This window comes from Methyloparacoccus murrellii (assembly GCF_054657115.1).
In genome coordinates, this window is sequence record NZ_BAAHXD010000029.1 from 1 (window position 1) to 18,412 (window position 18,412).

Genomic DNA, 18,412 nt, shown 5'->3' on the forward strand with positions numbered 1-18,412 from the left:
TTAACCAGCTGGTGATCGAGTTCGTGTCAGGCGTCTGCGTCGGCGACGGACGGGCGGATTACATTGCCATCGCCTCGACGCCGGATGGTGCGCCCAAGAAAAATCCCGATGCGGGGGACAATTTCAGCAACAATTACTTTTACTTCACGCCCAATCAATATATTGCGCCAGCGGGTAGCAACGGGGTTCAGATCTTGTCGCAAATCTCGAGGATATACCTGAGTCTTGGCGATGCCATTACGCTCGAACACGACTCGGCCACCAGCGGGGTTCAGCGTTGCGTCGTGGAACTGAACGGGCACTACGACCTTCGCTGAACACCCGGCGCATCCCACTCCGCCATGGCCCGCGAGCTGATCCGGCGAAGCTCTGGCATTCGGTATCACCGGCTTCCGCCACCACCGCGACGCCCGGGTTCATGGTGGCAGGTCCATCGTGCGGAAGGCACGCCCCCGCCGGTGAAGCGCCACGTTGACGCGGCTCCGCAAGGCTTACTCGTGCCCCTGAAAAACGGCGACAGCATCCCCAGGCCGCACCGGCGCGTGTTGCCCCAGGATCGGTAGGGGATGGGGGTGCCTGCGGAGACCGGCGAAGCGGCGTGGATGGGCTTGCCGCACCCCGGCGATACGGCCATTGCAGCGCTCGGGCCGGCCATGGGTCCTGAGTGGCTTGGCGATGCCAGGCGATGCGCCACCTGCCGCCCGGCACGGGCATGATCGAACGCGCGTGCGTCCGGGGGCCGTTGCTCGCGATGGTGGCAGCGATGGGCCCGGGCCGCGCCGGCGATACCGGTGCAGTCCAGGACATCCTGGGGCATCGCCCGCCGCCCGCGGGCGGCGCTGCTATGATCGACCGTCGAGTCACCGCCAGGTCAGACGGTGGCATTGCCCCACCAGGAGGTTTCCCATGAAGGCGTCCGAAGATTTTCGCTGGCATCATGCCGATGGCGCCGCCCTGCTGAGCGCGCTGAAGAGCGACCCGCGCACCGGCCTGCAGGCGCCGGAGGTTGTCCGGCGTCTGGCTGCGCAGGGGCCGAACCGGCTCACGCCGCGCCGGGGGCGGTCGCCGCTGATGCTGTTCCTGTCGCAGTTCCACCACCCCCTCATCTATATCCTGCTGGTTTCGGCCGCGGTCACCGGCCCGCTCAAGGGCTGGGTGGACGCGGGCGTCATCCTCGGGGTGGTGCTGGTCAACGCCGTCATCGGCTTCATCCAGGAAATGAACGCCCTGCGCGCCATCGCCGCGCTTGCCAACGTGCTGAACGTCAACGCCACCGTGCTGCGCGACGGCCTGCGGATGGTGGTCCCGGCCAGCGGGCTGGTACCCGGCGATATCGTCCATCTGCAATCCGGCGACAAGGTGCCGGCGGACCTGCGCCTGCTGGCGGTGCGCGAACTCCAGATCGACGAGTCGATGCTGACCGGCGAGTCGGTACCGGTGGAAAAGACCACCAGCCCCCTGCCCCCCGATACGCCGCTGGCCGACCGCACCAACCTGGCGTTTTCCTCCACCCTGGTCAGCTACGGCACCGGTACCGGCCTGGTGGTGGCAACCGGCGACCGCACCGAAATCGGCCGCATCAACCGGATGATCGCCGAGGCCAGGGAGCTGGAAACGCCGCTCACCCGCAAGATCGGCCAGTTCAGCTGGATACTCATGTGGTTCATCCTTGCCCTGGCCGGCATCGCCTTCGCGGTCGGTGGTTGGCGCGGCGAGAATCTCGTGGAAACCTTCGTGGCCTCGGTGGCGCTGGCCGTAGCGGCGATCCCCGAGGGCCTGCCGGTCGCGGTGACCATCACCCTGGCCATCGGCGTCGCGCGCATGGCCAGACGCAACGCCATCATCCGCAAGCTGCCGGCGGTGGAGACCCTGGGTGGCACCAGCATCATCTGCTCCGACAAGACCGGGACCCTGACGCAGAACCAGATGACGGTCCAGGCCATCCTCGCCGGCGGCCAGCGCTATGCGGTCAGCGGCGCCGGCTATGCCCCGGCGGGAGCGTTCCGGCGCGACGACCGACTGGTCGAGGCCGCCACCCAGCCGGCGCTGCTGGAAATCCTGCGCGCCGGGCTGCTGTGCAACGATGCCCGGCTGTATAGGGACGGCAACGCCTGGCTGATCGAGGGCGATCCTACCGAAGCGGCCCTGCTGGTATCCGCCCACAAGGGTGGACTGCACCGCGAACCGGCCCAGGACAGCCACCCGCGCCTGGACGCGATCCCCTTCGAATCGGTCCACCAGTTCATGGCGACCCTGCATCACAACCGTGCCGAGGACGCCCGCCATGTCTATCTCAAGGGCTCGGTGGAAAGCCTGCTGGGCCGTTGCGAAAGCGCCTTCGACGAGGCGCTGAGGCCGGTGCCGCTGGACGTCGAGGCCATCCAGCGGACGGTCGCCGAACTGGCCGGGCAGGGCCTGCGGGTGCTGGCGTTCGCCCGCGGCGATCATGCCGCCGGCGAGGCCCTGCACCACGATCACGTGAGCACGGGGCTGACCTTCCTCGGCCTGCAGGCGATGATCGACCCGCCGCGCCCGGAAGCCATCCAGGCGGTGGCGGACTGCCGCCGCGCCGGCATCCGCGTGAAGATGATCACCGGCGACCATATCGGCACCGCGGTAGCCATCGCCCGCCAGATCGGGCTCACCGATCCGGATGAGCCGCTGCATGCCCTGGACGGCCGCGCGCTGGCCGAGCTGCCGGAGCGCGCCTGGCCGGCCACGGCGGAGAAGACCAGCGTGTTCGCCCGCGTCGCCCCGGAGCAGAAGCTGCGCCTGGTCACCGCCCTGCAGGCGCGCGGGCATGTCGTCGCCATGACCGGCGACGGGGTCAACGATGCCCCGGCGCTGCGCCAGGCCAACATCGGCGTCGCCATGGGCATCACCGGCACCGAGGTCGCCAAGGAGGCCGCCGCCATGGTGCTGACCGACGACAACTTCGCCAGCATCGCCGCCGCCGTCGAGGAAGGCCGCGGGGTCTACGACAACCTGATCAAGTTCATCACCTGGACCATCCCCACCAACATCGGCGAGGGCCTGGTCATCCTGCTGTCGATCCTGCTCGGCATCGCCCTGCCGATCCTGCCGGTACAGATCCTCTGGCTGAACATGTCCACCGCCGTGCTGCTCGGCCTGCCGCTGGCGTTCGAGGCCAGGGAAGCCGATATCATGCAACGCCGCCCCCGGCATCCGGACCAGCCGATCCTCTCGCGCACGCTGATTTTCCGCTCGGTGCTGGTGGCCCTGCTGCTGACCGCCGGCGCCTTCCTGGAATTCGAGTGGGAGCTGGCGCACGGGGAGCCGATCGCCAAGGCGCGCACGGCGGCGATGAACCTGTTCGCCGTCGGCGAGGCGTTCTATCTGCTGAATTGCCGCTCGCTGAGGCATTCCATGTTCAAGATCGGCCTCTTTTCCAATCCCTGGGTATGGGCCGGCATCGCCGCCATGCTGCTGGCGGAGGCCGTCATCATCTATCTGCCGGCGATGAACTGGCTGTTCCAGACCCAGCCCCTGGGCTGGCCCGAGTGGCTGCTGGCCATCGGTTGCGGCCTGCTCGTCTACCTCGTCGTCGGCACCGAGAAGCTGTTGCGCCTGTGGCTTTCCAGGCCTCGGCGGCGGCAAGGCGGCGGCTAGAATATGCGGCCGAGACCTTGGGGGAGATATCCATGATCGCGCAGTTGCCGCCGCGACCGCGGCGGCAGGTTTTCCGGCGCCCGCTGGCCGGGCTGGTCCTGAACCTGTGGCTGGCCGGCCTGGCCGGATGTGGCGGGCAACCGCCCGACACCCCGGCGGCGGCCGCGGCCGGTCCCATCGTGGAGGTCGTCGAGGTCACGCAACGCGACGTGCCCGTCTACCAGGAATGGGTCGGCACGCTGGACGGCATGGTGAACGCCCAGATCCGCGCCCAGGTCACGGGCTACCTGATCCGCCGTCACTTCGAGGAGGGGCAGCTGGTGAAGCAGGACCAGCTGCTCTACGAAATCGATCCGCGCACCTTCCAGGCGACCCTGGACGGCGCCCTTAGCACCCTGGCGCGCGAGGAGGCGCTGCTGAAAACCGCCCGGCTGGATTACGAGCGCATCCAGCGGCTCTTGCCCGAGCGCGCCGTCAGCGTGCGCGATCGCGACAATGCCCTGGGCCGGGTGGCATCCGGCGAGGCGCAGGTGATGACCGCCAGGGCCGCCGTGCACTCGGCCCAGCTGGATCTGAGCTTCACCCGCATCCGCTCGCCGATCACCGGCATCATCGGTCTGTCACAGGCGCAGATCGGCGACCTCGTCGGCCCCAACAGCGCCAACAGCAATGCCCTGACCACGGTGTCGCAGCTGGACCCGATCCGCGCCTACATCTCGATCAGTGAGCAGGATTACATGCGTTTCGCCACCAAGGCGGACGCGAGCGAGGGCCCACCCGACCTGGATCTGATCCTCGCCAACGGCGAGCACCATCCCCGCACGGGGCGCTTCTACGTCGCCGACCGTCAGGTCGACCCGACCACGGGCACCATCAAGGTGGCAACGCTGTTTCCCAATCCCGGCAACATCCTCCGTCCCGGCCAGTTCGCCCGCGTGCGTGCGCAACTGCGCACCAAGCGCGGCGCGCTGCTGGTGCCGCAGCGCGCGGTAACGGAACTGCAAGGCGGCTACCAGCTGGCGGTGGTCCGCCCCGACGACACCATCGACATCCGCGCGGTCAGGCCGGGCGAGCGGGTGGCGTCGCTGTGGGTGATCGACGAGGGGCTGAAGCCGGGCGAGCGGGTGATCATCGAGGGCATCCAGAAAGCCCGCCCGGGCCTGAAGGTCACGCCACGCCGGCCGGCTTCCGCCGACGACGCCCAGCCGGCCACGCCCGTACATCCCTGAACCCCATGTCGCGCTTCTTCGTCAACCGGCCCATCGTGGCCATTGTCATCGCCATCCTGATGGTGATGGTCGGCCTGGTGGCCATGCTGGGACTGCCGACCGCGCAGTTCCCGGACATCGTGCCGCCGGAGATCCAGATCAGCACCACCTACACCGGCGCCGACGCGGTGACCGTCGAGCAATCCGTCGCCACCCCCATCGAACAGCAGATGTCGGGGGTCGACAACATGAACTACATGTACTCGGTCAACGCCAACGACGGCACCATGACGCTGCGGGTCAACTTCGACGTCAAGACCGATCCCAACACCGACCAGGTGCTGGCGCAGATGCGCAAGGCGCAGGCGGAATCGCAGGTACCGAGCGATGTCCGCAACTATGGCATCAACGTGCAGAAATCGACGGCCTCGCCGCTGATCCTGTTCGCCCTGTATTCGCCGGACAACCGCTACGACAACATCTTCCTGGCCAATTACGCGCACATCAACATCAACGACCAGATGACCCGGGTGCCGGGCATCGCCAGCGTCACGGTGTTCGGCGCCGGCAAATACGCCATGCGCATCTGGGTCAAGCCGGACCAGCTGGCCAAGCTGAACCTGACCATCCCGCAGATCGTCGAGGCGGTGGAGAACCAGAACCGCGTCAACCCGGCCGGCCAGATCGGCAGCGAACCGGTGCCGCCGGGGCAGGAATTCACCTACTCGGTGCGCGCCCAGGGCCGGCTGCAAAGCGAAGAGGAATTCGGCGATATCGTGTTGCGGGCCAATCCGGACGGCTCGATGGTGCGCATCCACGATGTCGGCCGGGTGGAGCTGGGCGCACAGACCTACAACCAGATCGGCCGCCTGAACGGCAAGCCCTCGGCGCTGATCGCCCTGTACCAGCTGCCCGGCACCAACGCGCTGGCCGCCGCCCAGGGTGCCCGGGACATGATGGAGGAGCTGAAGCGGCGTTTCCCGCCCGGCCTCGATTACCTGGTCGCGCTGGACACCACGCTGGCGGTCAGCGCCGGCATCGAGGAGATCATCCATACCCTGTTCGAGGCGCTGGCGCTGGTCATCGTGGTGGTCTTCGTGTTCCTGCAGGGCTGGCGGGCGACGCTGATTCCGCTGCTGGCCGTACCGGTGTCGCTGGTCGGCACCTTCGCCCTGTTCCCGGTGCTGGATTTTTCCATCAACACCCTGTCGCTGTTCGGCCTGGTGCTGGCCATCGGTCTGGTCGTCGACGATCCCATCGTCGTGGTCGAGGCGGTCGAACACCACATCGACAAGGGACTGAGCCCCAAGGAGGCGACGCTCAGGACCATGCAGGAGGTTACCGGCCCGATCCTGGCCACCTCGCTGGCGCTGATCGCGGTCTTCCTGCCGACGGTGTTCATTCCCGGCATCACCGGCCGGCTGTATCAGCAGTTCGCCGTCACCGTGTGCGTCTCCATCGCCATCTCGACCTTCAATTCGCTGACCCTGAGTCCGGCCCTCTCGGCGCTGCTGCTGCGGCCGAAGACCCATGCCGGCCCGCTGCAGCCGTTTTACGACAGCTTCAACCGAATCTTCGGCCGGGCCACCGAGGGCTATGTCGGCATCTGCGCCCTGCTGATCCGCAAGTCGGTGATCAGCCTGCTGTTCCTGGCCGCCGTGGCGGCAGCCGCGGGCGGGCTGGGCAAGCTGCTGCCCGGCGGCTTCCTGCCGGAGGAGGATCAGGGCTACCTGTTTGCCGGCATCCAGCTGCCGAACGCCGCCTCGCTGCAACGAACCGACCAGACCGCGCGCAAGGTCGAGGAGATCCTCGCCCGCACGCCGGGCGTCGCCCATTACTCGTCGGTGGCCGGCTTCAGCCTGCTCAGCCAGGTGAGCAACACCTACAGCGGGTTCTTTTTCATCTCCCTGAAGCCATGGGAGGAACGGCAGGCACCGGAGGAAAAGGCCGCCGCCATCATCGCCCGGCTGAACCGCGAATTCGCCGCCATCCCCGACGCCATCGGCTTCGCCTTCCCGCCGCCGGCGATTCCCGGCATCGGCACCTCCGGCGGCGTGACCATGGTGCTGGAGGACCGCGCCGGCCGCGATCTCGCCTTTCTGGCCGGGAACGTGCGCAAGTTCATCCAGGCGGCCCAGGCGCGCCCCGAGCTGGCCTCGGTCAGCACGACCTTCCTGCCGACCGTGCCGCAGGTCTATGTCGATGTCGACCGGGACAAGGTGCTCAAGCAGGGCATCAACCTTGCCGATGTCTACACCACCCTGCAAAGTTTCATGGGCTCGGGTTTCATCAACTATTTCAACCGCTTCGGCCGCCAGTGGCAGCTGTATGTCCAGGCCGAGGGGGAATACCGCAAGGACGACCGCCAGCTGAACCAGTTCTATGTGCGTAACAAGGACGGCCTGATGGTGCCGCTGGATGCCCTGACCCGCGTCGATACCACGCTGGGGCCCGAATTCACCCTGCGCTACAACCTCTACCGCAGCGCCCAGGTCAACGCCAGCGCCAGCCCGGGCTACAGTTCGGCGCAGGCCATGCGGGCCCTGGAAGAGGTTTTCGCCGACACCATGCCGCGCGAGATGGGCTTCGACTACATCGGCATGAGCTTCCAGGAACAGCAGGCGCAGCAGGGCGTGTCGGCCAGCCTCATCTTCGGCTTCGCGATCCTCTGCGTGTTCCTGATCCTGGCGGCGCAGTACGAAAGCTGGAGCCTGCCGTTCAGCGTGCTGCTGGGGACGCCCATCGCCATCTTTGGCGCCTTCGTCGGGCTCTGGATCGGCCACTACGAGAACAACCTCTACGCCCAGATCGGCCTGGTCATGCTGATCGGCCTGGCCGCCAAGAACGCGATCCTGATCGTCGAGTTCGCCAAAGCCGGCGTCGAGCAGGGCAAGACCACCCTCGATGCGGCCCTGGACGCGGCGCGGCTGCGGCTGCGGCCAATCCTGATGACGGCGCTCTCGTTCCTGCTCGGCTGCGTTCCGCTGGCCACCGCCAGCGGCGCCGGCGGCCTGTCCCGCCAGGTCATGGGCTACGCCGTGATTGGCGGCATGACGGCGGCGACGCTGATCGCCATCTTCCTGATTCCGGTGACCTTCTATGTCGTCGAGCGGATTGCCGGGCGCCGGCACACCGATACCGGCGAGACGCCGGATGGCTGAGCGCGGCGGCGGCATGAGCGCGCGATTCGCCGGCGCCTTGCTGGCTGTCCTCGCCCTGGGGCTTGGCGGCTGCTGGAAGGTCGGGCCGGATTACCAGCGGCCCGAGTTCCCGACGCCGAAGGACTGGCGGTTCGCCGCCCAGGGCGCGCGCGACGTCACCAACCTGGAGTGGTGGCGGCTACTGAACGATCCGGTACTGAACCGCCTGATCGACGCGACGGTGCGAAACAATCTCGACCTGAAGATCGCCGTCGCCAATGTCGAGCAGTTCATGGGCCGCTACGGATCCACCCGGGCCAACCTGTTCCCGCAGATTTTCGGCAACGCCCTGTACGAGCGGCGGCTCATCAGCGGCGCCGAGTCGGGCACCGTCAACGACCTGCCCTTCATCGACCGCGACCACGCCATTCTCGGCGGCCAGCTGACCTGGGAGCTGGATGTCTGGGGCCAGCTGCGCCGGGCCAAGGAAGCCGCCAGTGCCGACCTGTTCGCCCAGGTGGCCGCGCGCGATGCGGTGGTGCTGACGGTCGCCTCGCTGCTGGCGCAGACCTACATCAACCTGCGCGCCGTCGACCTGACCCTGGAGGCCACCCGCGGCATCATCGACACCCTCAACGAGGAGTGCCGCATCGCCAGGACCCGGCTGGAGATCGGCTACACGTCCGAACTGGAATACACCCAGGTGCGATCGGAACTGGAGCGGCGCAAGGCGCTGGTGCCGGTGTTCGAGCAGCAGATCGCCGAAGCCGAGCACGCCATCAGCCTGCTGCTGGGCAGGAATCCCGGCCCGGTTCCGCGCGGCCGGTCGCTGGACGAGCTGGCGCTGCCGGCGGTGCCCGAGGGATTGCCTTCCGACCTGCTCCGCCGCCGGCCGGACATCCAGCTGGCGGAGCAGAACCTGGCCGCCGCCACGGCGCGCATCGGCGTGGCGCGGGGCGAATACTTCCCCAAGGTAAGGCTGACCAGTATGGGCGGGCAGGCGGCGCAGGACCTCGACCAGATATTCCTGCCGGGCGCGAACTTCTGGTCCGTGGGCCTGCAACTGGTCGGCCCGATCATCACGGCCGGCAAGATCGAGGGCCAAGTCCAGGCGGCCGAGGCGCTCCAGCGGGCGGCGCTGGCCAGCTACCAGCGGGCCATCATCAGTGCCTTCCGCGATTTCGAGAACGCCCTGGTGGCACGGCGAAAATCCCTGGAGCGGCAGCAGGCGCAGCAGGCGCGCGTCGACGAGGTCAACCAGTATGCGCGGCTGTCGCGGCGGCAATTCGACGAGGGCTATACGCCCTACATCGTCGTGCTGGATTCGCTGCGGCAGCTCTACGATGCCGAGATCGACCGGATTTTGGCCCGCAACGACAGCTTCGTCGCCGCCATCCAGCTGTACCGGGCCATGGGCGGCGGCTGGGTCGTGACTGCGCAGCGCCGGGCCGAAACGCCGCAGCCGCGCGAGGCGAGCATCTTCCCGTAGGACGGAGCGACGCGCACCCCGCGCAACGGCCCCATGGCCGTCAATGGTAGCAATCGTCGCGCGCAGCCACGGGTGAGCCCGATCGCTGCCGGCCATGGTGCCGGGAGGCGCGCGGGAACATCCGGCTAGAACCGGACTTCCGTCTGCACATAAAAGTAGTTGACATTGTCATGATCCGCCGGGGCCTCGGGTGCGTTCCGGGCGAAACCGCCCTTGATCAGGTAATTCCATCCCAGTTCCAGGCTGAGGTTGTAGCGCGGGTCCCAGCGCATGGAGAGTTCCACCGTATGCCCCATGAAATCTCCGGCGCGACCGGTGGGATCGATCAGACCGGCGGGTTGCCAGAGCGCCTTGGCATCCGCCATCCACCACGCCCGGTAGGCCACGAAGCTCGTCAAATTCCGATGCGGAATCAGCAGGAGCCGCATGCCGGGGGCGTTGATGTTGTTGCGATTGAAGGGTCCCCAGATACCGGTTGGACCGTACTCGAAGCGCCGCGCGCCATAGAGGGAATCAAATGAACGGGTCGTGGTGCCGTCGTCACCCAGGCCACCCGAGGCGTAGTCGTACTGGGCTATCAGGCGGGGCTGCCAAGGCAGGTTGAAGGTATAACCCACCTGGAGATGCTGCATGAAAGCCTCGTGGGAGAGCACGCTGGACCAAGGCGTTTCCCGCGAGGTGCCGGTCTGGGCCACGCTTTCCACCTCGAAATCCCACTCACCCTTTCTGGCGGGCCAGAACACCCGGAATCCGGGCGTGAAAAGACGGCGCCGGCCGAGCCTGGACTGATCGAAATCCTCGTACACATAACCGGGCACTTCGTTGAGATAGTAGAAGTACAACTCGCCGTTGAGGTCCCAGGGCAGGGCCCGCGTTTCGAGGAAGAGACCGGCGAACAGCATGTCCTGTTCCTCTTCGTTCCACGCCCAATCGTTGTGGAGCAGTTTCTCCTTCTGGTCCGGCAGGCGGAGCACCGGCTGGGCGGCGAAGGCATGCACCTGCCAGTCCCCCTGCCCCTCCCGCAAGCGCATCATCAGACCGGTGAACGAGTTGACGGTGTTGCGATAGGCATTCCGCGCGACGAGTCGCCGGCTGCCCAGTTCCAGGGTCTGCCGGCCGACCTTGGCCTCGAAACCCAGGCCCGAATCCAGCAGATTCCGGGTGCTCCAGGCCCCGTACAGCTGGGTGAAGTTGGCGACGTTGACCATCGTGTTGTTGAGCGTGTCGTCGGGTTTGGCGCCATACTGCCGCGCATCCCAGAGTTCGAAGCCGGCCCGATACCCGTCCTGATGCGCCTCAAGCCACAACACCGTCTGCAGTGGAACCTGGTCCTGGCCGCCGGTTTGCCCACGCCGCCAGGGCCCGTCAAAGCTTTCGTAGCGCGTCCGGTGTTCCAGCATGCCGTTGAGCCACCGGGGCATGCCGAATATCTTCCGCGCGTTGAAATGCTCGTTCAGATACCAGCGGTTCTTGCCCGTCAGCCAGTCCTTCCGCTGACTGCCGCCCGCTGTCAGGCTCCACCGGTCGGGGCGTTTGTATTCGGGCGTCATGGCCCCCTTCTGGTCCTTTTCCGGGGTGGGCCCGACCCCCGGGTCCACTTCGGTTTCATCCTCTTCCGCGCTGGCGGCGGCAGGCGTTGCCGGCGTCTGCGGATCGCGCGGGGCGGTCGCCTCGGGCCGGGCCATCCCGTCGCCCCCGGCCCACGCCGTGGCCGAAAGCCAGCCCCAGCAGACCAGGCCGGTCAGGGAGCGCAAGCAGAGACCATGCCTCGGTTTCGTCACGGCCCAGAGTATCGTGATATTGATCTCGCTCCCCTCGCGATCGAAGCGGTTCGCGCGGGTTACGCGGCCGGATCATGCCGGGGACTCCAAGCCGACAGCGAGTGGCGCCATGTCGGGCCGACGCGCGGAACGCCCGGCGGAATCCCGCCGGGCGCGTCGGCGTCTTCCATCCCGTCATGCCCCTGACGAGTCGGCACGGCAACACCAGGGCGGGTCAAGGCTCCCCTTCCGGATGGGAGCCGAGCAGGATGGCCAAGGGCCGCGTGTGCGGGCTGGCCTCGAGCGCGATCACCAGCGCGGTGGTCAGCGGCACCGCGAGGAACATGCCGATGATGCCGAACAGCCACCCCCAGAACAGCACGGCGATCAAGATCGTCAGCGCCGAGATTCCGAGGCCCTTGCCCATGATCCTGGGTTCCAGGATCTCGCCGATGACGATGTGCAACACCAGGTATCCACCCGCCACCAGCAAGGTCGTCTGCGGGTCGGTCTGGACCAGCGCCATCAGGACCGGCGGAACCATCATGACGATGGCGCCGACGACGGGAATGAAGTTCAGCAGGAAGGTCAGGATCGCCCACAGGACGGCAAAGTCGATCCCGAGCACCCGCAGCAGCAGCCACGCGCCCGCCGCCATCAAGAGGCTCATGCCGCATTTGATCCGCATGTAGTGATTGACCGCGCCCAGAACCCGCTGCAGCCGTGCCGCGCCGTCGCCGCCCAGGGCAAACGCCGCCGAAAGCTTCGCCGGGAAGGCCGACGCTTCGAGCAGGATGAAGACGACGATGAGAATGACGAGGAACCCCTCGGCAAACAGGCTGCTTGCGCCCGACAGCAGCAGCCGCACCGCGGCCGACACCCTGGCGGGGTCGATGAGATCCGGAACGGCCTCGGTGGACCCGCCGATGCCGATGCCCTCGGCCCAACGCCCGAACTGCTCGCTCAAGGCCGCGAAGCGTTCCTGATAGCCCGGGAAGCTTTCGCGAAACCCTTCCACCGCACCGGTCGTCATCAGCGCGAACAAACTGCCGGCATCCAGCAGCACGAAGGTGATCAGCGCCAGCGCGCCCCATTTCGGCACGCCATGACGCCGCATCCATTGCAGCATCGGGGTCGCGACGATGGCGATGAAAGCGGCCAGCAGGATCGGTTCGAGCACCGGCGCGGCCACTTTCAGCAAACCGATCACCAGTGCGCAGGCACCCGCAACCATGGCCCCCCTGGCCGGGGGACTGAAATCACCGACTACGCTCATTGGACCTCCAGCCATGGCCATCGAGGACATCGCATTGCTGTTGACTCATCGAGGGATTGACCACGCCACCACCCAGCATCGCCAGTCGTCAGGGGCCTAGAGCCGGGTATTCAGACGCAGCCCGTAAACGAAGGAATCGGTGGCGATGGCGCCCGCGCCCGGCGAGATGTACTGGATGTCCGGGGTAATGTTGAGCCAGGGTGTCACCTGGAAGTTGTAGAAAGCTTCCACGCCGTTGCCGTTACGCGGACCGAACAGCGCACGCGGCAGCGGGCCGAATTCGGAACTGGCGCCGACAAGATACCAGCCAATGCCAAAACGGTCGCCCCGGTTCAAGCCAAAGGGATTCTTGCCGCCCAGTCCGAGCTGCAAGAAATACCGGACCGGAGTCGGATTCCCATCGCTGAGGGAGGCGCGGCCGAAAATGCCCCAGCCGTCCGCTGGGTCCTCCGAATCCTGCACGAAATACTGATCGAAACCATGATAGACCGTCCACGAACTCGGCAGGGTTGGAAATCCGGGCACGGTCGGTTCGGGATATTCACCCGGGGGCGGTTCGGCAAACCTAAGATTGGTCAGGGGATGATCTTTCCATAAGCCGCCGACATGCTGCTCGCCGGACAGGCCGAAGAAATTGGTCTTTAGCTTGATCTCACTGCCCACAATGATGCCTTTTTCGAACAGGTCATCGAAACGAAAAAATTCGGCGGTGCGATCCTGGGGATCATAGACATAGGCCCTGACGGTGCCCCAGGATTGCCGAAAGACGGCGCCCGCGGTGAAGGAGGTATAGGGCAGACCCAGCAGAAACGCCGGATTGGCAATGAACGCCTGATTGACGAATTGATCGGTACCATCACCACCGGCAAAGGTATCCTGATCGATTGCGCCGAGCACGTCCTTCTTGCCGGCAAACACGATCCATTCCTCCGAGAGCGGCTGGGTATACAGGAAATTGGTCATGTACAGCATCCCGGGATCGTCGGGACGCGGCGGCAGCGCGGCCGGAAACACGGCGGGCGCGTAGGATCCGGTACGCAGGCTGATGTTGCCGTAGGTGCCGAACCACTGCTCTCCTCTCATCAGCAGCTGGCCATGGGGCAGACCAACCAGCTTGTCGAGGTCGAACAGCAGGTCGTATTCACCGCGCCCGGTATATTTGAAGGCGTCGCCCTGCCCCAGGGCGGGGACTGTCGGTCGGTCGATGCCACCGGCCACGCCAAAGGCGAAGTGGGTCAGGCGGCCGGCAAAGGTGACGCCATGATCCTGGAGATATGGCCGGACGCCGCCCCAGTCACCGGTCAAGGTCGAGCGATTCCAGAAATCGCAGCGGGGATCGGTATTCCGGAAGGCATTGCAAACGGGTGCCGGTTCGGGCGGGCAATCGGCACTACAGGCGCCGTCGTCGGCAAGCGTGAGGGCGCTGTTCAGCAGTCCAGAGGTCGCCAGGAGCAGCCAGACCCGTCCACGGCTGGAGGACGGTCGCTGCCGTCCCTGGCGGCGCCGGCGTGGCGTTGCCGTCAGGCTCTGTTCATCGTGGGCTCCCGGGAATGCGGTCGGTGTGCTCACTCACCAGTATCCGGTGACGCCCAGGAACGGCCCATTCAGCGTGGCGCTGGTCTGGATGGGGCCGCCCTTGTCGACGTCATAGCGCAAGGCCTTGTAACCCGCCTGAATGGACAGCGGCATATCCAGATCCATCAAACGGTAGCCCACCAGTCCCATCACACTGCCGGTGAACGTGACGCTCTGCACGCCGAAGCCACCGCCATTGGCGTCGACCAGCGCGAAGATTTCCGGCGTGAAATCCACCAGGAAGCGCCCGCCCAGGATGGGACTGGTGAACGCATGACTGACGGACAGGTTGGCCTCGCGCTGGCTGAACGGCGCGCTCAGGGTGACGCTGTTCTCCAGCCAGAGGGTCCGTCCGGCGACATACACCTCCAGCATGTTGGGCCGCTTTTTGCCCTTGTAGGCCGGCGTGTCCGCCGCGTTGGCGCCGAAAATCCGGTACATCGCCCCATAATCCAGGAGCCCAACTGAATTATCGATCCCGCTGCCCAGATTGCCGCGGAGGGGTTTCAGCGCAAGATCCATATAGTTGCCGTCCAGGTATAACCCGAACCGGTCATAGTGGCCTTCCAGCCGCCCCATGAAACCCAGTGGGACTCGCCGCGACTGGCTGTTGATATCGATGAAACTGGCATTAACGTCACGACTGAAGGGCCCTGCCGACATATTGCCCTTGATGCCCGCGGTCCACAGATAAAGCGATAGATTGAAGCCCCAGGGGCTGTCGGTCGTGGGCTCGGCGGATTCATCCGCTGTGCGCGCGGGTTCCTCCGCATGGCTGACCGGCGTCAGGACAAGCACTGTCAACAGGGCCGGCATGAGGCGTTTTATCAATAGGGCCCATGATTTCATTCACTGGTCTCCATATGGATTACTTATTGCCTTGCGCCAGTTTTACCGGAGGAGCCATCTTAACAGCCATTGGGGAATGGCGCGACTATAGGGAGGATAAATAAACCGCATGCCGTTCAATCGACTTTTTATCAGCACCGGCTTTGCCTTCGACATCGTCAGAAAACCTTCATGCGCGTGGTAATGCCCCATGCCCGAGGGACCAATGCCGCCAAAGGGGAGGTCATCGATACCCACCTGCAATACTGCCTCGTTGATGGCCATGGAACCGGCGTGGGTCCGGGTCATCACCCGTTCCTGCAAAGCCCGATCGTAAGTGAAGAGATAGAGAGCCAGCGGACGCGGGCGGTGGCTGACGAAGTCCAGCGCGTCGTCGAGGGCATCGTAAGGAATGACCGGCAGGATCGGGCCGAACAGTTCCTCCTGCATGATCGTCATGGTGTCCGTCACGTTCGTGACCAGATGCGGCGCCATGCGCCAGGTGCCATCGTCGATCACCTCGTCGCTGACCGGCTCGATGTGCGCACCCTGCTCTTCCGCATCCCGCAACCAGTCCTGCAGGCGCTGATAGTTGCGTTGATTGACGATGCTGGTGTAGTCGGGGTTTCTGCTCACCGTCGGATACAGCCGCCGGAAGGTCGTTTTGTAGGCTTCAAGAAAGGGACCGACCTTGGCGCGCGGCAGCAGGACATAGTCCGGCGCCACGCAGGTTTGCCCGGCGTTGAGCGACTTGGCGAAAACGATCCGGTCGATGATGTCGTCCAGCGGAATATCGTCGGCAATGATGGCGGGCGATTTCCCCCCCAGCTCCAAGGTGACGGGTGTGAGATTGTTCGCGGCGGCACGCATGACATGCCTGCCCACCGGAATGGATCCGGTAAACAGCAGATGGTCGAACGGCAATGCCGAAAACGCCTGCGCGATGTCCGCCTCGCCGGTCACGACCGCCACCCGGTCCTCGTCGAAGCCCTGCCGGAGCATCTCACCGAGCACGGCGGCGATGTGCGGGGTGAACTCCGACATCTTGATCATCACCCGGTTGCCCGCCGCCAGCGCCGCGATCAGTGGCTCGACCGCCAGATTCAGCGGGTAGTTGAACGGCACCATGATGCCGACCACCCCCAGTGGCTGATACACCACCCGGGCCCGCGCCGGCTGGAACTGGAGGCTGACATGGCGGCGGCTGGGCCGCATCCAGCGGCTCAGGCGCTTCAACACATAATCCACCTGCTCGATGCAGGGGATGATCTCGGCCAGCAGGGTTTCGGCAGTCGAACGAGCGGTAAAGTCGACGTTGATCGCCTGGGCGATGCGGTCCCGGTGCTCCAGCAGCAAGGCCTTGAGGGTCTGCAAATGCTGGCGACGCGACGCCAGCGGGGGCATCGGCTCCCCCGCGAAAGCCTGCTGTTGAGCCTTGAATAGACGATTGAGCCGGGCGAGCGCCGCGTCGGCATCCAGGTTCCAGGGGGTCTCGGTCGATGAAGCGGTCATCAGGGCTCCTTGAGTGGATGTGGCGGAAGAGCAGGCGAAATGGACCACCCACGGCATGGTCAGGCGCTCGGCAGAACCTCGCGGATCAGGTCCTCGCATTGCCGCTGCGTCATGTAGCGCGGTACCGGGTAGCCAGTGTGGGCCTCGCGCAGCGCGGCAGCGGCCAGGTCGGGAATATCCGCTTCCCGCAGCGCATCCAGTGTGATGGGGATATCGAGGTCGGCGATGAGCCGCTCGACCGCGCCGATGAACCTGCCAGCCAGTTCCTGCGGGTCTTCATTTGCGCTGCCGACGTTGGCGCATACGGCCAGCTGGGCCAGGCGTTCAGTGACGGCCGGCAGTGAATGGCGCAGGACATGCGGCAGCATGATGGCGTTGGCCAGACCGTGCGGCGTGTGGTACCTGCCACCGAACTGGTGGGCAATGGCATGCACATAGCCCACGTTGGCGCGGGTAAAGGCGATGCCCGCCTGGGTCGCGGCCAGCGCCATCTGCTCGCGCGCCGCGAGGTTGCCGCCATCCTGGTAGGCCGTGCGCAGGTTGTCGAAGATCAGACCCACCGCAGACAGCGCCATGCGATCCGATTGCGGGGTCTTCCAGTTGCTGATGAAGGCCTCCACCGCGTGAGTGAGCGCGTCAATGCCGGTCGTGGCGGTGACCTGGGGCGGCAATCCCGTCATCAGGTCCGGGTCCAGCGCCGCCATCTTCGGGACCATGCGAAAGTCCACCAGCACCAGCTTGCGTGCGCTGGCCGGGTCGGCGATGACCGCCGCCACGGTCGCTTCCGAACCGGTACCGGCAGTGGTGGGCACAGCATAGAGCGTGATGGGCCTGCGCCAGCCCCTGAAGTAACCGGCCAGCTGGCGCAGGGACTTGCCCGGGTTCGCCACGGCCAGGGCGATCGCCTTGGCCGCATCCATCGGCGAGCCGCCGCCAAACGCCACGATGGCATCGCAGGCATTGGACCTGAACACCTCGATGCCCTTTTCGATCAAGGGCAGCGGGGCATCCGGGGTGATGTCGTTGAACACCACATAGCGGGCGCCGCCGCTGTCGAGCGCATCGGTCAGGGGCTTGAGCAGCCCCATCCTGGAGATGTTGCCCCCCGTGACGATCAGGATCCTGGCATGGCCCACGGCGGCGATGGCCTCTCCCAGGCGACGGCTGGAGCCGGGGCCGACCAGCAATTCGGGCTGGGGAATCGGAACGAAACGTATCACATGGCCAATACCCTTCATGATGGCGCCCAGACTAGCCAGAAGCACCGTCTCTTTGGTTGACGTCGCTAACAATTCAAGATCCCCCGTGGGTTTCAACCTGTTGATATTGCCCAATCCGTCGCCGGCATTCAGCAAAAATCGTCCGTGATTCCTGCAGCAGCATTTGCTCCCGTGGCAAAGGGTACATCTGATGCCCCGGCTTCAACAAATCGGCCGGCTATTTTGCCGGGCTTTCCGCCATTTGGCATGGGGATCGTCCCAACCTGCTGGAATCCCGTCCAGAGCAACATGATTATGGGATTTTATTTCCAATAAAATAACAACGGAACATCCGTTAGCGCCGCGGGAAATTCCGCATGAATGAGAAAAATCATGGGGTGCACCGGCAATAGCGCATGGGAGCCATATCAGCATGAGTTGTCCGTCCGCGAGAAGCCCATCGTGCTGTCTCTGCTGCCCGCTAAACCGGTCTGGCGGAACCGTGACCGATTTCAGGGATCGTTGCCACCTCGGCACTGACGCCCCCTGAAACCCGGCCATCTGAGGCCTTCCGCAAAACTCGCCCGCACTGCGAGCCCACGCCCGATCAGCTGCAGGCGTACACAAGCTCGCCGCGCCGGATTCGGTGCGATGCCCGGCGCGCGCCATCATGAACATTCTTATTTGACCGGGATCTCCCGCCCCCTGGATATCGAGTAATCATTTGTCCCAAAATCACCACCAATAAGAATGGCCGGCAGAACAAACGCAGGAAAGCCAGATGCCCACCGCATT

Annotated in this window: 11 protein-coding genes; 5 read left to right on the forward strand and 6 right to left on the reverse strand. The window is 65.5% G+C overall.

Features of this window, described 5'->3' with window-relative positions; genetic code table 11:
* The 5 genes from ACYQ1H_RS09570 to ACYQ1H_RS09590 form a co-directional block, all read left to right on the forward strand.
* The coding region (locus ACYQ1H_RS09570) for a hypothetical protein (RefSeq protein WP_460027822.1) at positions 1-317 on the forward strand (317 nt) is incomplete at its 5' end.
* A gap of 589 nt (positions 318-906) precedes the next feature.
* Complete coding sequence (locus ACYQ1H_RS09575; protein WP_460027823.1) at positions 907-3,630, forward strand: cation-transporting P-type ATPase; 2,724 nt, start codon at positions 907-909, stop codon at positions 3,628-3,630.
* Between the two features lie 32 nt (positions 3,631-3,662).
* A complete protein-coding gene (locus ACYQ1H_RS09580; RefSeq protein ID WP_460027824.1) occupies positions 3,663-4,859 on the forward strand; it encodes an efflux RND transporter periplasmic adaptor subunit in 1,197 nt (398 codons plus the stop codon).
* Between the two features lie 5 nt (positions 4,860-4,864).
* Positions 4,865-7,999: an efflux RND transporter permease subunit gene (locus tag ACYQ1H_RS09585; protein ID WP_460027825.1), complete on the forward strand. Its 3,135-nt coding sequence runs from the start codon at positions 4,865-4,867 to the stop codon at positions 7,997-7,999.
* Positions 8,000-8,012: 13 nt separating this feature from the next.
* Positions 8,013-9,467, forward strand: a complete 1,455-nt coding sequence (locus ACYQ1H_RS09590; protein WP_460027826.1) for an efflux transporter outer membrane subunit — start codon at positions 8,013-8,015, stop codon at positions 9,465-9,467.
* 125 nt (positions 9,468-9,592) lie between these two features.
* Here the strand turns inward: ACYQ1H_RS09590 and ACYQ1H_RS09595 are convergent, their stop codons facing one another.
* From ACYQ1H_RS09595 to ACYQ1H_RS09620, 6 genes are all read right to left on the reverse strand, one after another.
* A complete protein-coding gene (locus ACYQ1H_RS09595) occupies positions 9,593-11,248 on the reverse strand; it encodes an alginate export family protein (protein ID WP_460027827.1) in 1,656 nt (551 codons plus the stop codon).
* 214 nt (positions 11,249-11,462) lie between these two features.
* Entirely contained in the window at positions 11,463-12,533 is a 1,071-nt protein-coding gene (locus tag ACYQ1H_RS09600; protein ID WP_460027828.1) for an AI-2E family transporter, read from the reverse strand.
* Positions 12,534-12,599: 66 nt separating this feature from the next.
* The gene (locus ACYQ1H_RS09605) at positions 12,600-14,072 is read right to left on the reverse strand and encodes a carbohydrate porin (protein ID WP_460027829.1); all 1,473 of its coding nucleotides are present in this window, start codon (positions 14,070-14,072) and stop codon (positions 12,600-12,602) included.
* On the reverse strand, positions 14,073-14,927 hold the full coding sequence (locus tag ACYQ1H_RS09610; RefSeq protein WP_460027830.1) for a porin family protein: 855 nt from the start codon (positions 14,925-14,927) through the stop codon (positions 14,073-14,075).
* A 42-nt stretch (positions 14,928-14,969) separates the two neighbouring features.
* On the reverse strand, positions 14,970-16,418 hold the full coding sequence (locus ACYQ1H_RS09615; protein ID WP_460027831.1) for a coniferyl aldehyde dehydrogenase: 1,449 nt from the start codon (positions 16,416-16,418) through the stop codon (positions 14,970-14,972).
* A gap of 59 nt (positions 16,419-16,477) precedes the next feature.
* Positions 16,478-17,656: an iron-containing alcohol dehydrogenase gene (locus tag ACYQ1H_RS09620; RefSeq protein WP_460027832.1), complete on the reverse strand. Its 1,179-nt coding sequence runs from the start codon at positions 17,654-17,656 to the stop codon at positions 16,478-16,480.
* Between the last annotated feature and the right edge of the window lie 756 nt (positions 17,657-18,412).